This window comes from Alteromonas sp. ABH4_453, assembly GCF_056160665.1.
Genome location: NZ_JBSWXP010000001.1, coordinates 328401 through 343182, shown reverse-complemented (window position 1 = coordinate 343182; position 14782 = coordinate 328401). Strand labels below are relative to the sequence as shown.

At 43.9% G+C, this 14782-nt stretch carries 15 protein-coding genes; 7 read left to right on the top strand and 8 right to left on the bottom strand.

Going from position 1 to position 14782, the window contains the following annotated elements:
• The first annotated feature begins 44 nt into the window (after positions 1-44).
• Positions 45-641: a retropepsin-like aspartic protease family protein gene (locus ACXAGV_RS01490; protein WP_474871250.1), complete on the top strand. Its 597-nt coding sequence runs from the start codon at positions 45-47 to the stop codon at positions 639-641.
• Positions 642-730: 89 nt separating this feature from the next.
• Here the strand turns inward: ACXAGV_RS01490 and ACXAGV_RS01485 are convergent, their stop codons facing one another.
• The 3 genes from ACXAGV_RS01485 to ACXAGV_RS01475 form a co-directional block, all read right to left on the bottom strand.
• Entirely contained in the window at positions 731-1141 is a 411-nt protein-coding gene (locus ACXAGV_RS01485) for a hypothetical protein (RefSeq protein ID WP_474871248.1), read from the bottom strand.
• A 265-nt stretch (positions 1142-1406) separates the two neighbouring features.
• The gene (locus ACXAGV_RS01480) at positions 1407-1715 is read right to left on the bottom strand and encodes a hypothetical protein (RefSeq protein ID WP_474871246.1); all 309 of its coding nucleotides are present in this window, start codon (positions 1713-1715) and stop codon (positions 1407-1409) included.
• On the bottom strand, positions 1715-2263 hold the full coding sequence (locus ACXAGV_RS01475) for a YaeQ family protein (protein WP_039232321.1): 549 nt from the start codon (positions 2261-2263) through the stop codon (positions 1715-1717). Before ACXAGV_RS01475 ends, ACXAGV_RS01480 begins: the two co-directional genes overlap by 1 nt.
• A gap of 255 nt (positions 2264-2518) precedes the next feature.
• Between ACXAGV_RS01475 and ACXAGV_RS01470 the strand changes: the two genes are divergently transcribed.
• Positions 2519-3160, top strand: coding sequence for a peroxiredoxin-like family protein (locus ACXAGV_RS01470; RefSeq protein WP_474871243.1), 642 nt, complete (start codon positions 2519-2521; stop codon positions 3158-3160).
• Positions 3161-3337: 177 nt separating this feature from the next.
• Here ACXAGV_RS01470 and ACXAGV_RS01465 read toward each other — a convergent pair whose 3' ends face one another.
• Positions 3338-4246, bottom strand: a complete 909-nt coding sequence (locus tag ACXAGV_RS01465; RefSeq protein ID WP_474871241.1) for a hypothetical protein — start codon at positions 4244-4246, stop codon at positions 3338-3340.
• A 305-nt stretch (positions 4247-4551) separates the two neighbouring features.
• On the opposite strand from ACXAGV_RS01465, the gene add reads away from it, so the two are divergent.
• Together add and ACXAGV_RS01455 are read left to right on the top strand one after the other, a co-directional pair.
• Positions 4552-5547, top strand: a complete 996-nt coding sequence (gene add / locus ACXAGV_RS01460; protein ID WP_474871239.1) for an adenosine deaminase — start codon at positions 4552-4554, stop codon at positions 5545-5547.
• A 141-nt stretch (positions 5548-5688) separates the two neighbouring features.
• Positions 5689-7119, top strand: coding sequence for a glycoside hydrolase family 28 protein (locus tag ACXAGV_RS01455; protein WP_474871237.1), 1431 nt, complete (start codon positions 5689-5691; stop codon positions 7117-7119).
• Positions 7120-7204: 85 nt separating this feature from the next.
• On the opposite strand, the gene ACXAGV_RS01450 is transcribed toward ACXAGV_RS01455, so the two are convergent.
• The 4 genes from ACXAGV_RS01450 to ACXAGV_RS01435 all read right to left on the bottom strand — a co-directional run bounded on the left by ACXAGV_RS01450 (position 7205) and on the right by ACXAGV_RS01435 (position 11948).
• Positions 7205-7774, bottom strand: a complete 570-nt coding sequence (locus ACXAGV_RS01450; protein ID WP_338851995.1) for a class GN sortase — start codon at positions 7772-7774, stop codon at positions 7205-7207.
• A 49-nt stretch (positions 7775-7823) separates the two neighbouring features.
• Entirely contained in the window at positions 7824-9998 is a 2175-nt protein-coding gene (locus tag ACXAGV_RS01445) for a marine proteobacterial sortase target protein (RefSeq protein WP_474871235.1), read from the bottom strand.
• Between the two features lie 532 nt (positions 9999-10530).
• Complete coding sequence (locus tag ACXAGV_RS01440) at positions 10531-10764, bottom strand: hypothetical protein (protein WP_474871233.1); 234 nt, start codon at positions 10762-10764, stop codon at positions 10531-10533.
• Between the two features lie 230 nt (positions 10765-10994).
• Complete coding sequence (locus ACXAGV_RS01435) at positions 10995-11948, bottom strand: YihY/virulence factor BrkB family protein (protein ID WP_474871231.1); 954 nt, start codon at positions 11946-11948, stop codon at positions 10995-10997.
• Positions 11949-12340: 392 nt separating this feature from the next.
• Here ACXAGV_RS01435 and ACXAGV_RS01430 point away from each other — a divergent pair, with 392 nt between their 5' ends.
• The 3 genes from ACXAGV_RS01430 to ACXAGV_RS01420 all read left to right on the top strand — a co-directional run bounded on the left by ACXAGV_RS01430 (position 12341) and on the right by ACXAGV_RS01420 (position 14769).
• Positions 12341-12892, top strand: coding sequence for a type 1 glutamine amidotransferase domain-containing protein (locus ACXAGV_RS01430; protein ID WP_474871229.1), 552 nt, complete (start codon positions 12341-12343; stop codon positions 12890-12892).
• Between the two features lie 18 nt (positions 12893-12910).
• On the top strand, positions 12911-13603 hold the full coding sequence (locus ACXAGV_RS01425; RefSeq protein WP_474871227.1) for an SDR family oxidoreductase: 693 nt from the start codon (positions 12911-12913) through the stop codon (positions 13601-13603).
• 278 nt (positions 13604-13881) lie between these two features.
• The gene (locus ACXAGV_RS01420) at positions 13882-14769 is read left to right on the top strand and encodes an SDR family NAD(P)-dependent oxidoreductase (RefSeq protein ID WP_474871225.1); all 888 of its coding nucleotides are present in this window, start codon (positions 13882-13884) and stop codon (positions 14767-14769) included.
• The last annotated feature ends 13 nt before the right edge of the window (positions 14770-14782 follow it).

Sequence of the window (14782 nt, the reverse complement as noted above, 5' to 3'; positions counted from 1 at the left end):
TCGGGCGTGCTAACAAATGGCTGCGTTATAGTAGTGCGTTGCGCATGGATGCGCGCACTAAAATGGGGCTTTGTCGCGAAGCCGTTTTGTGGAGTTCCACTAAAATCAATTGTTTACCCTTTGGTCTTTATCTTGCTGTCAATCAACACCTATGTGAAGCGTCGAAAAACGGTGTATGTGCGGTGAGTGTAAAACTTAAAATCCCCCTATTTGCTTTGCTAACTTTTTGGTTAGCATGCACATCTGCCGTGTCAGCGATAGAACAAAATATTCCTCTTTCACAAAGCAAAGGCGGAACACTATATCTGGAAGCGACCCTAGAATCGAACATAAAGGCTTCGTTTCTATTAGATACGGGTTCAAGCTTGTTAACCCTCAATCAAGCTACCTTCGACGCGCTAACAAGAAATCAAAAGCTACTCGCTACGCGTACTTCTGCGGCGAGAATGGCTAACGGCAAGATCGTTAAAATATCACAGTATCAGTTAAACTCGGTTCGTATAGGTAATACCTGTGAAGTGGGGCCTGTAGAGGTGGCTGTACTTCCAAAGGGAAATAATATTCTAGGCATTAATACATTATTGCGGGTTGCGCCTTTAACTATCACACCAGAGTCGGTGATTTTAGCGGGTTGTGAGTAGACATTTTTACAAACGTTTGTTTTTTAAACGCCAACAAAAAAGCGAACCTTAAGGTTCGCCCTCAATTTCTAAGTTAATATGAGATCACATTAATCGTCACATTCGCTTACGTCGCCGCCCATTTGCTCTTTCATTTTTACGCAAGCTTCATGTGCTTTCTTCGCTGCGGCGTCTTTAAACTCACCTGCTTTTTCAGCCGTTGCGTCGTATGCGTCAGAGGCCATTTTCTTGCCATCATCATATGCGTCTGAAGCCATCTCTTTGCCGTTATCAAAGGCATCAGAAGCCATTTCTTTACCTTCTTCGTAAGCTTCAGAACTCGCGTCTTTGGTTTTATCCCAAGAATCTGCAGCACTTTCTTTTGCGCTGTCATAGGCGTCTGCTGTCGCTTCGCCCGCTTTTTCCATCTCTTTTTTTACTTCGCTTTTCGTCTCTTCGCTAGACTCAGTACAGCCCATTAACGACAGTAGTAGTGCTAACGCCATTGCTTTAGTTTTCATTGTGAAGCTCCTTTTGCTGGGATTATGGTTATTGTAGTAATTGGTCAACATGATTTGTGCGAATATTTAGTGCAACGCTGAGCGTTACTGGCTATTTCCTAAAAATAATTGGCAAGCTAAATACACGACAAAATCAGTCTAACCTACTTAAATAACAAAGCGTAAGTAGACTTTATGCGGAAAAATGAAAGGTTTATAACTAAATTTTGGTAATTTGTGGAATTTATTTGCTCCTGAACGGTGCTATTTCGTCGCAATGCGGATGTTAATCATCTGGGTCTTGTGTAGTAAACACAAGGTGTCGACGCATATCCTTCAACACAACGCCTTTTTTAAGTAGCGCTGCGCTTAATTTTCGCTGCCACTTCTTTAGTTCAGGCTCAGCGTTTGACACCGCTTCTTCATTTTCGAATTGAAAGCGAAGCAGTAACGAGCCGGGGAATTGGTGATACTGAACGTCAAACCAACACTGTTGCATACCATTTAACTCTTCAAGGGCTTGTGCTTCAAGGCTATCGGCTATACTAAAAACCAGTGCTTGCTGTTTAAGTTGAACGGCAGAGAGCTTTTTCATTACAACTGCTTCTCTATAGACACTTCAACGCTCTCGGTGACATCTGCACCTTCAATAGTTAGCCACATTTGCCCATCTTGAATAGTAACCTGTATTTGCATAGAGCGATGAACAGCATTGGCCAAAGTAGCGGCAAGCGACTCTGGCAAAGTAAACACTGATAAGTTCTTTTTGGTTTGTAGCTTGTTATGCTCTTTTTTCCACCACGCGTCGAAGCTGTTGTCGGCGTAGGAATAAATCATCATTTGTTGGCTTTGATTGCAGCCCTTTTTGATGCGCTGTTCAGAGGGTTGTCCTAACTCAATCCACAGCTCTATTTCATCGCTAAAACTCTTTTGCCATAAATCTGGAACGTCATCGTCAGACAGCCCCTTGGTAAACTGTAGGCGTTCATGAGCATTAACAATAAACGCAACCACGCGCAGCATCATTCGTTCGTCATTTTCAGAAGGGTGACGGGCAATAGTAAGGTTGTGGTCGTTATAGTAATTGCGATCCATATCCGTTATGGATATGTCAGCTTTAAAAATGGTCGCTTTAAGAGCCATGGTGTTCCTGCTTTGTTCTTAGGAGGCTTGAAGTTAACCCCATGTGCTATGTAAAAAGTGGCATAGCAAGTTTTGGCGCTATAGTAGCAGTAAAAAGCAAATTTCGCTGTAGGTGAGTAGCGTCCATTACAAGTATTTGTCGGTTTATTTATTAGTGCGCGAAATTTCTAGTGAAGCTTCTCGGTCATATTGGACATCGCGCAAAGCGCGGATAACCAAAAACTAAACAAACAAAAATGAAAACGGAGAGGGTTGATGAAGAGACTAGTGGCTATGGCGATGTTAATGTTCGCCTGTATAGCAGGCGCATCAAATGCGTATGCTTTGGAGCGCGGCACTATTGCAGAAGATGCAGATTCAGTAACGCCGTTGCTTAATGGTCAAGTGGCGCCTAAAACAACGCTTAAAATGGCAGATGGCTCGCCGGTAAGCTTACAAGCGCTTACCATGCAAAAGCCCAGTATTGTACTTTTTTATCGCGGCGGGTGGTGCCCGTATTGTAATGAGCAGCTTGCCCAGCTTAAAGATATTGAAAAAGACTTGGTGGATATGGGCTATCAGATTTTGGCCATTTCACCTGAATCACCAGAGCGCTTGCAAGAGCAAAAGCTTGAAACAGAATTCTTGGTTACGCTTTTATCCGACGACAAACTAGACACTATTCGCGAGTTCGGCGTTGGTTTCTATTTAGATACTGTGACTGAGTTAAAGTACAAAACCTATGGCATTAGCTTAACAGAAGATGAAAGCGGTAATAGTGTTTTGCCAGCACCCAGCATCTTCATGCTCAATAAAAAAGGGCAGGTTTTGTTTAGCTATGTTAACCCAGACTTCAAAGTTCGCCCGTCGGCAGACCTAGTTTTAGCGGTTGCGAAAACCCTTAAAAAAGAAATGTAATGCGAATAGCCTTACCAAGGAGTTGTTCTTGGTAAGGCATGCCAAAAGTACTCTATAATATCGAGCGCTATATTTCATCGTGTCTAATATTGATTAAGTTAGATTCGCACGTATTTGACTGTCATAACGAGCTGTACTTAACCATTCACCCTATCTCAAACTGTAAGGAGTAAGCATTTACACTGAAATCAATGAAGTGATGTGCGAGGCTAGACGTTTAGGTTCAATATAAGTATCCCCTTTACAGTTGTTTACCACGCTTAAAAGCTGAGTAAGTAGGTGTTTATTCGCTACGTTCCGCTGACATATGGCGTGAACGGTATTGAGTTCAAGTGTACTTGCTAACGCGTACATACCTTGTAAATTGCGATTTATTAGAAGCGTGTTTAAAACGCGGTTAGCGGTGTATCGACGCCACGCCATATGATAGCTGTCGAAATCGCACGTTAAGTCAACACTTAACGCCACACAAAGCGCCCAAGAAAATGGGCGATAGTGTAAAAGATGTTCGGTTAGTAAGAATATTTCAAGTGCGTGGTCAACAAACAGTGACGGCATTGCCGTATCACTTAGCTCAATAATGGGGAATAGCCCTTCGGCGGCGAACATAGACTCTACTAATTCAAAGGTGTAATACCCGTTACCATGAAGAGCAAGAAGGCATGTCTCAATTTCATCGAGAAGCGCTTCATCGAGGGTATTAGCAACGTCTTGAAGCGTTAGGTTATCTAAAAACTTTGCAATGTTCGGGTAGAGGGCATTAATCTCAGCCCATTTACTTTCTTTTGAATGACGTAAGGCCCTCTGATATTTGAGAACGTCGTCATGCCGTGTTAAATCGATTTGGGTGTGCGATTCGTTTCTCGAATAAATCCATCCTGCCCAAGCTATCATTGGCGAGTCCGCTAATCCAAGTGCGTGGAGCTCATTGAGCGAAGAACCTAACGAGCACACCACTTCCACCAAGCCATGGGCTGCCTTTACATCTTTCCCCATAAAATCGGGTTCTTCTTGCATATGTTCGAATGAATACACGCCATTACGCCAGCCTGCTAAATAGCAGCCTTCTATACATTTTCCGCACATGACTGTGCTCCTGTTAGTGTTTTTTGGTGATAATGAAGAGGCCTGTTGCTCTTTGGTGGTATTTAGCCTGTGTGACAAGGCGCACGCCAACGAGCAACTGGCTCGTTGCTATTGAAAGTTATGAAAAGTAATCAAGAAAAGCATCGATAGAATGAAGTTAGATGCCTAGAACGAACTTAAAACAAATTTTGTTTCAAAAAAAGTACTGTTTTGTCCCGCTATAAAAAAGTTATTTTCTGCAAGAATGCGAGGTTTACAGCGCCAAGTGGTATAGTAGGGCTTACGCCTTAACTCATCGTATTTCCATGATAAATAAAAACTTTCCATTACTTGATTTACATCGTCATTTAGATGGCAATGTGCGTCTGCAAACCATTCTGGAGCTTGGTCAACAATTTAACATTTGTTTGCCTGCTTATTCGTTAGAGGGCTTGAGACCGCATGTTCAAGTAATGGAGATCGCCCCCGATTTGGTGTCATTTTTAAATAAGCTTACGTGGGGCGTTAAGGTGTTAGGCAGCCTCGACGCCTGCAAAAGGGTAGCGATAGAGAATGTAGAAGATGCAGCTAAGCAGGGTATTGACTACACAGAGCTGCGTTTTAGTCCTTATTTTATGGCTGAAAGTCACGGGCTACCAACACAAGGTGTGGTTGAGGCCGTGATAGACGGTGTAAAAAGCGCAACTAAAGATCACGATGTTAAAGTTAATCTCATCGGTATTTTGTCGCGTTCTAATGGCGCAAAAGTATGTCAGCATGAGCTAGATTCAATTTTGGCCTGTAAAGCGCATATAACTGCAATTGATTTGGCGGGTGATGAAAAAGGTTTTCCTGGCAACATGTTCATAGAGCATTTTACAAAAGTGCGCCGCGAAGGGATGCCTATCACAATTCATGCAGGTGAAGCAGTAGGCCCGCAGAGCATTTGGCAAGCCATTAACGACTTAGGTGCTGTGCGAATAGGGCACGGCGTTAATGCTATTAATGATGCTAAGCTAATGGACTATTTGCGCGACAACCGTATTGGCATTGAAAGCTGTTTAACCAGCAACGTATTGACGAACACGGTCACATCATTAACAGAGCACCCGTTAAAAACCTTTTTGGATCACGGCATACTCGCCTGCCTGAATACCGACGACCCGGCAGTTCAAGGTGTAGAGCTAGATCACGAATTCTCCGTTGCAGCTAAGCAAGCTGGCCTTATGCCTTCTCATATTAAACAAGCGCAAGAGAATGCATTGGCAATTGCTTTTTTAAGTGAAACCGAAAAAGCCGCACTTAAGCGCAAAGTAAACTAATCCGAAAGATAAAAATCGTGCCGTGGTTAAACGGGTAATAACATTATTTTGATTAATAATGCCACCGGTGGCATTATTGTTGTGATGTGAATATTTTGTTTCTTAAACGCAATCAGTTACGACTTAAATAATGGAGCTTTTATGCTGCGCTTTATACCTGATGTTGACCGTTCTATGAGTAGCTACCCCAGCCGTTTCACACACCGCCGGGCTTTGGGATGGGGGGCGTTTATTGTAACCCTTCTAACTTTTTCCTGTGCGTCGGCATCTACTGACGAAGACTGGAGAATTGCTGAACAGATTGTAAATCAGATCCAGCTGCCCACTATTCCAAACGAAAAATTTGTGGTTGATGTGAGTGATACTTCACTAAGCGCAGCGCGAGCGCCAATTCAACGTGTAATTGATAAGGCTTCGGCCAGCGGCGGCGGTATTGTTTTTGTGCCCAAAGGAACATGGCAAGTAGACGGTCCTATTCGTCTTAAAAGTAAAGTGAACTTGCACCTAGAGGAGGGCGCTACTCTGCTATTTTCCGGCGACCCTTCGCACTACCTACCCGTGGTTAAAACCCGTTGGGAGGGTACTGAGGTATTTACCTATTCACCGCTAATTTATGCGCTAAATGTGGAAGATGTGGCAATTACAGGTAAAGGTACTATCGACGGGAATGCCCAATCGGCGTTTATTGGCTGGTATGAGAAACAAAATACAGATATGCATGCGCTTCGTAAAATGGGGTTTGATGGCGTTCCAGTAGATAAGCGTCAGTTCGGAGAAGGGCATTACTTGCGCCCTCCGCTTATTCAGTTTTTCCACGCCAAGCGTGTGCTGCTTGAAGATTATACGGCCCTGAATTCCCCGTTTTGGGTTAATCATCTGGTTTATACGTCTCATGCTACGGTAAGACGAGTGAAGGTAAAAAGTCACCTGTACAACAACGACGGGTTAGATATTGAATCGAGCCAGTTTGTGCTTGCTGAAGATAATCACTTTAGAACCGGTGATGACGGTATCGTTATTAAGTCTGGCAGAGACGCTGACGGTCGAAATATAGGTATACCTAGCACAGACATTGTTGCACGAAACAATGATTTAGGTGGGGAAGACGGTATTGGTCTTGGTTCGGAAATGTCTGGCGGCATTAAGCGCGTATTTTTTGAGAACAATGTCTTACATGAAGGCGACTCAGCATATCGCTTTAAAAGCAACTTAGACAGAGGCGGGCGCGTAGAAATGGTTCGAATTAGAGGCAGTAAAGTGGCTTCGTTTAAGCACTTATTCTGGTTCCAGCTAAACTACCCCAGTAATTTACATGGTAATTTCCCGGCTACCTATACCGACATTATTATTGAAGATTTAACGGTAGAAAATGTGGGTACGGTTTTGGAAATTCACGCTCCAGACGCAGCCCCTGTGCATAACGTTAAATTCAAAGACATTACGATCAAGAAAGCAGAAGAAATTCTTATTCTAGAAAATGCCAACGATATTATTTTTGAAAATGTCACCATAGGCGAACAGGTCTGGAATAGCACGTTTTCTTCGCTGCACATTGAATCTGTTACTCGCTAGAAAACAGGTTAAACGCGATAGGTTGTTCGCATTGGTCCTTTATTTTCGCCCAAACAAGCGGCTAATTAATTGTGGGCGAACCTATTTAGGTTCGCTGGCTTTCAGTTTCGACCAACTCAACAACAAGGCGTAAATTACTTTGAGTTGATACCGCATTAAATGGGTAGCAGGTAACTAAATAGAGCTGCTGCCCATTTACATCTACTTTCATTGCCGAGGCGGCATCGACTATCGTCTTCGATACAACTCGATAGGTTACCCACTGTGAGTTCGGCAACTGTAATTGCATAATATCTCGGGCTCTCACTTTCTTTAAGAACGTGAAGTGAGTATCTCTATGCCCGCCAATCACACTTCCACCCTGTCCGAGTGGGGGCGAGTCGGTGTGGTGTCCTGGGCCAAAAGCAAGGGCGTTTCCTTGTGCGCCTTCTAGTACATACAGCTGTGTGTCGCTTTTGGCATGAACCAGCTTGCCCACTGGCCAAGTATCAGACCAACGCCAAGGCTTCTGGTTAGCGCCAGTGGCTAGCGTTTCTTCCCACGAAGATTGAATTAAATATTGCGCCAGTTCAGCTTTCAATAATATCCAGCCAGCTTTGCCAAAGCTGGCTGTGGCGATCAAGACTAAGATGATGGTAAAAGCGTATTTAATCATTGTTTGTCCACGCAATATTCAACCAAAATAAATAAATGAGCTTAAGGTGCTAACCTCGACACCCCTTGTTTCGTAAAAAGGCGGCGCTGTGAAAAAGCGACAATAAAAGTATGGCAATCACGCCTAATACGACATGCTCAGATACACCCGCTGCGGTCTGGGGGTAACTGATTTGTCTGAATTGCGTTCCCTGTGGCATTAAGTTTCTTACGTTTTCGGTGGAAGATGGTATGCGCTGTGTATTTGCTATTTTTTCTTCAATAGCAACAAAGCTGGTGAACTCTGTTATAAGTTTATGGGGCAGGGCTACAGCAAGTATGTCCTGTTTTACTTCATCTACATTTCGCCCTAACGCTTTCTCATCCATTAACGCCGCCACTTTCTTTCTTGCCCAAGCAGTCGCTACGCCAAGGTGTTGAGTAGAAACTGTCGACGTTGGCGCTATTGCTACCGAACGGGTCCACTCGCGAGTAGTGCCCTGCTTGTCCACAAGTGCGCCTTGAAGGGTTATTTTTCCGCTTATACCGGCGTTATGAGGCAGTTTCACATTCAAAAGCAAAGGAACTCCCGCGTATAAATCAGGGAGCTTAGAAGGGTAAATTTCTGCTGACTGTGCATAGCCAGCTGGTAGAGTGAGGCTTAAATTACTCAACACAGGGCTTTCTAACTTATAAAGCAAGCTATCCATTTGCTGTTTAATATCTGCCGTATTGCTAACAAAAACATAGCTTCCGCGACCAAATTGAGCGGCTCGGGTCATAAAATAGCTATTAGGCGCGCTGCCTATGCCTACTGTAAAAAGGCGCGCATCACCCAGTTCGTTCTTTATTTGCGAGAACAATGCAGCTTCATTGCCTACCGCTCCATCGGTGATAAAGACAACTTGTTTTATAAAGTTTTCAGCTGTCGTGCGTTTAAGTGCGGCATTAAGGGCTGGCGCCATTTCAGTGCCGCCCCCTGCATTGAGGTGCTTTACAAAGTCCCTCGCATATTGCTTGTTTTGTGTTGTTCCCTCTACAGAGGTTTCAAACAAACGCGTGGTTTCATTGTTAAATGCTACAACATTAAATCGGTCTTTCTCACTCAAGCGGTCTATCGCTAATTGTAAACTCTCTTTTGCGTCGACAATCGGGCGACCTCCCATAGAGCCTGACGTGTCGATAACGAAGGTGACATCGCGATCGAAATCCTGTAAATCTTGGCTCTTCACTTGCGGCGGCATTAGCATAACAAGGACGTAGTCATGCTGACCTTTCGACTCAGTGAAAATAGCTGCTTGTGGTGCACTAGAGGGCGTAGGCTGCCACTCTAGCCAAATGTCTCTATCCATTTTGATATTGCTTTGGTTAAAGGAGACAAGATAATTACCTGACGATTCTGACCAGTTCACACGGTGATTTCTGCTAGTGACGCTATTGAGCGCTAAGCCGGTATTTAGTGTTGCGTTGAACGTGAGTTGCGGGCCCTCATTGCCTTCTCTCATATAAGGTGTGATAGCTCTGGCGTCGGGTACCTGATCTGTTGGCTCTCCCCAACCAGTACCTGATATTTCAGCCTCTATATTCTCGTTAAATTGATTTAGCGGAATGCCTGGCGAATAGCGAGGAGTGAGCGTAGTAGGCAGGTGAAAAGTAAATCTACCATCGCGGTAGTCTACCTGTTGGACATACTGAAGTGTCACCGTTATTTCCTCACCCGGCGCTATATTCGCGACCTGCTGGCTAAATAAATTTGGGTGTTTTTGCTCTGTTAAACTGGCTTTCTTTCCCGCTTTTTTGGCTGCTTCAAATGCTTCTTTCGCTTCTGCCTTCGGCTTAATTTGCCCCCGGATTACTCTGTCTCCTATAAGCATTTCCATACTGTTAATCGCCGCGTTTTCATTAAGCGGAAAGGTGTAAACGGCATGCTTCCATTCATTACTGGTATTAGTGAATTTTTGAGAATAGGTAACGTGCGCAATCATGCCATTCACCTGTAAATCCACGTCAGTTGAATGCAATAGAGCGGGGGAATACTCACCGTCCACGCTTTGCAGCATTAGTTCGCCAGACTCAGCGCGACCTAGCGGACTAACCACCAGGCCAAGCAAAAAACACAGAAAAGAAGCAAGAATAAGCAGGTTGCGGTTATGCGCTCGTGACGCAGTGGACCGATCTTTAAACCAAGGTTTGTACGCAGTGGACGGATTGAAGTAGTCGCGCTTGGGTGTTTTAGAAAATAGCATGAAGTAAGCTCGTTTTATATGACGATGCTTGTAATTAAACACTTTAATTAGGGCGAATTTTGAACAGTAATTATGGCTAACTAGTGAAGAAAAATGGCAAAAGTGTATTTCCAAATATGTGCTTGATGTGGGCGATGGAGTTAATAGGAAAGCCAATAATTCCGATGACACTAACGCACTATGTAAATCCACCGAATAGCGTAAAACCGCCCAAATTTGGAAAGCCTAGGCCCTACAAAGTGGGCTACATAAGTATGAAAGGGATGGACGCGGCTAGTGTTTTACTTTTCGTCTTGGGAAAACATTTAGCTTTTTTGCACCCACTGTGCACAACAGTGAAATAGTGAAGACAACTATTGTTGTCACGACTATTTCTGTACGTCCATTGAGACTGAAATAATGTGTGGCAGCGTTAAGCGAAAAAACGGTTAAAACAATAATTGAGAGCATGTAAGCAATATACTTAACTATTTGCACAATTGAGATATTCATTAAGAAGTTCCTTGAAGTGGAGACAAAAAGCCTCCGTTTTTTATTCGTCAGTTTCAGTAGTGCGTTCTGACATTTTGTCACCTACTTTGCCACCAGCGTAACCTAAACCGCTAGATAAGCCGCCCAATGCAGCACCGCCCAAGCCTGCAGCTGCTCCACCTATGGCGCCAGCACCTACTGATGCCCAAAAGCCTCCCCAGCTAAAGTCCCCCCAGCAATGCTCTTCACAACCACCGGATACATAAGTAATTTCGTTAAGTGTAAGTTCTTGCATTTTCCAAATTCCTTTTAAAATTCAACCCAACATTGGGTAGAAAGCAATATAAGGGATTCAAAAAAACGTTGTAACTGTATTTAGGGTTAGATTTTGTTCGCTTGTCACGTTACTCCGCTATTTTTCCACTAGTTATAAGTACTGGATGGGTAGACACTAATACGAAAGCCAGCAGGAAAACCAATAGACTACTGCCCTAACACTTGGAAATCTCTAAAACATGGTTTTTGTTAGCGCCTTAAATCATCTGGCGTGTGGTCGGCCACAAATGCGTTCCTTTCACCCATTGGTTTATCTTCACCCACGGTACTGTCAGCACTGGTTTGAAGCTCGATAGATGAATTCACTTCAGCACCAATTAAAATGATATAGGCCGTTAAATATAGCCACATAAGCAGGATTATAATACCCCCTACAGAGCCGTAGGTTTTGTTATAGCTTCCAAATTCATTCAGGTATATCGAAAAACCATATGAGGCAACCACCCACAAGGCGGTAGCAAATACGGAGCCCGGCGTTACCCAGCGCCACTGCGCTTCTTTTCGGTGTGGGGCATATCGGTACAAGGCCGATAGTGCAATGTTAAACAGCGCTAACATCACAGGCCATGTCACCCACATTGCTTGCTTGGAATCAACAGCATTCGACGTCATCCAACTTATAGTTTCGGGTAAAATAGTAATGCAGCCTAGGGATACGATGACGGTAAGGATCATAAAGATAGTGCAGGTAATACGTGCCAAAATACCTTTTAGAAAGCCTCTGCCTTCCGCTTCACTGTATGTGATATTACATGCCTTAATCAGTGCGTTAGCACCTTTACTACTACTCCACAGTGACAGGAGCAGAGTAAATAAAAAACTCCAACCCAGTGAAGTATTCGACTTCTCGGTTAAATTTTTGAGTTGTTCTTCAATAATATATCGACTGTCGCTTGGCACTACGTTTACCAGTAAAGCCATGTGGTTTTGTAGTTCATCAGGTGAAACAACAAGGCCATACAAGGCAATGGTAGCCCCCAGCAGTGGGAAAATAGCCAGTAAACAATAGAAGGCGACACCAGCTGAGATAAGGGGAATGTTGTCTTTTTGAAGGCTGGTGAAAATGCGTTTTAAAATACTCCACCAATTTTTCAATGAAAGTTCGAATGCAGATTTAGCGTGGTTGAAACGTTCCTTGCTCATGTGTCCTCATGCCTTGCCTAAACAATAAAACTCTTAAAGTTTGATACATAAAAATTACGCTGTCGGCTTACATCCCTAAAAAAAGAACTGAGGTACAAACGCTGTAAATCATTCACAAGCTCTGAATGTCTGCGTGGGTATCAAGAACATTGGGGTGGGTGTTTCTGTTCTTATTTCTTTTTAAAACAGTGTCTTATGTTTCTTTTGATTGGGTGGTTTGTAATTTGCAGCTTCAAAAACATCGTAGTTAAAGCGGTCTTATGCCATGCACAAATGAGTGCGTACACGTTTTTACTAAACGTAGAAGGTAGAAAAAGACAGTTATCTCTGTTTTCTGGCGCATACCGTTTTTTACTAGTTTTATATTCCATTTTTCAATAGGAGTGAACATTATGAGCATTTCGCAAAATTTAAAAGGCAAGAAAATTGCTATTTTGGCAACAAACGGCTTTGAACAAAGTGAGTTAATTCAACCAAGAGACATGTTTATTGAGCAAGGTGCTGAAGTCGATGTGCTATCCATTGATGAGCAGGCAACAATAAAAGCATGGGATGAAGACAACTGGGGAAAAGAAGTCAATGTTGATAAACAAGTTACGTCTGTAAAGCCGGAAGATTATGACGCCCTAGTGCTACCTGGAGGTCAAATTAATCCCGATGTACTGCGTACTGATGATGATGCAGTTTCCTTTATCAAAGATGCCTACAGTACGAAAAATATCAAAGCGATAGGGGCCATTTGTCATGGACCCTGGCTGTTAGCAGAGTCAGGTCTAGCTAAGAATGCAACACTTACGTCATTTCCTAGTATCCAAACAGATCTCAAGAATGCAGGGGCAACGTGGGTTGATGAAGAAGTCGTCACTCATTCAAAACTAGTAACTAGTAGAAACCCAAATGATATTCCGGCTTTTGTAGATCAAATTAGCCAGATGATTGCCTAGAGTAAGGGAGAAACGTCTATGTCCACAACAAATAACAGTAAAAAGGTTATTGCCATCACCGGTGCTTCTAGCGGTATTGGTAAAGAGACAGCCAAACAATTAGTCAATAACGGTTTTACCGTTGCCCTTTTGGCAAGAAGCGAGGACAAGCTTAGTGCACTGGTAGAGGAGTTAGGCTCTGACAACGCACTTGCGGTAACGGCTGACGTTAGCAACTTTGATGAAATAGAAACGGCGTTAAAGAAAGTATATGAACGGTATGGTCGTATAGACGGTATTTTTGCCAACGCTGGCCGTGGTGCAAAAGCCGCTGGCATTGAAAACGGTGACGTGGAAGACTGGAACGGCATGCTTGGTGCAAATGTAAAAGGGTTGCTTTACACCGCTAAAGCCGGTTTGCCTTATTTGCGTGATGCAAAAGGCCATTTCATTATTACATCTTCTGTTGCTGGGCGGATAGCCCTGAAAGGCTCTGTTTATGGCGCAAGTAAATGGTTCGCTTATGGTTTCGGTCAGAATCTCGCCGAAGAAATGCGTGAGTGGGGCGGCCGCTGTACAACTATTTGCCCGGGTATGGTCAATACGCCTTTTTTCGACGAACCTAAAGAAGACAAGCTTAAGCCAGGGGATATCGCAAAGTCGGTATTGTTTGCATTAAATGCAGATGAATCAGCCTGCGTTCGCGAGGTTTATGTTATGCCGGCGAAATAATCGAGCTCGAGTCAACTTCGGGCAAGAGGCATTATATCGCAGTAAAGGGCAGGCTCAGTCACTGCCCTCTTTTCACTTCCCCACTATTAAGTTCAGCCTGCCTTATCAATTTCATGAAGCTATTCAAATTAGCTAAATAAAGTATTTTCACCGTTCTCTTGCCCCTAATCTAAGTATGTCGATAAGCGCTACTGGAGTGAGGTAGGCGACGCCTATTTACTCACTGAAAAGGCTCCTCTAGGAAGCCCACGGCGTAATAACAATTACAGGAGAGTAAAATGTCTAACGAGTTTGCGGGTAAAACCGCCATTATTTCTGGCGCCGCTGGTGGCATTGGATTAGCGCTGGCACAGACGCTGGCAAAGCAAGGTATGAACATCGTTATGGGCGATATCGATAACGTGGCTTTGACAGAGTCGGGTAATGGATTGCGTGAACAAGGTTTTGATGTGCTAACTTGTGCTCTAGATGTTACCGACTACTCTCAGTGGGAAGATATAGTTGTCAATGCAATAGAGAAATTTGGCAAGGTTCATATGGTCATTAATAATGCGGGTGTGGGAGGCACACCGGGTAAAGTAGAAGATTCTGAGCATGAAACTTGGCGCTGGGTTATGGATGTTAACGTAATGGGCGTGCTTTATGGCGCACAAGCATGTGTACCAGCCATCAAAGAACACGGCGAAGGAGGCTGGGTGCTAAACGTGGCGTCGATGGCAGGAATGATGGGAATGCCATATGCGGGAGCCTACTGCGCATCAAAAGCGGCGGTTGTTTCGATGACAGAAAGCTGGGTACCAGAATTGAAACCTTTTGGCATTCATACTTCGGTACTGTGCCCTGCATTTGTGAAAACTCGCATCCATGAGTCTTACAGAAACAGGCAGGAAAAGTACACCGTGGCAGCTGAAAAGCGCATTGATAAAGAGAAGCTCAAAGCAGGCGCCCAAGCGGCAACTAAAGCGGTTGAGTCGGGAATCGATGCCTCTGTGCTAGCTGAACGCGTGATAGAGGCGCTTCAGTCAGAGCAAACTTATATTTATACACACCCGAATTATCGAAAGGTTACTACGGCGCGCTTTAGCGCTATAGATTGCGCATTTGTCGATGCTGAGCAGAGTCAGGCTGTTGGTCATCTTATTGATGATGAAATCGTGACTTTTTAGTTTATTCGTGGCT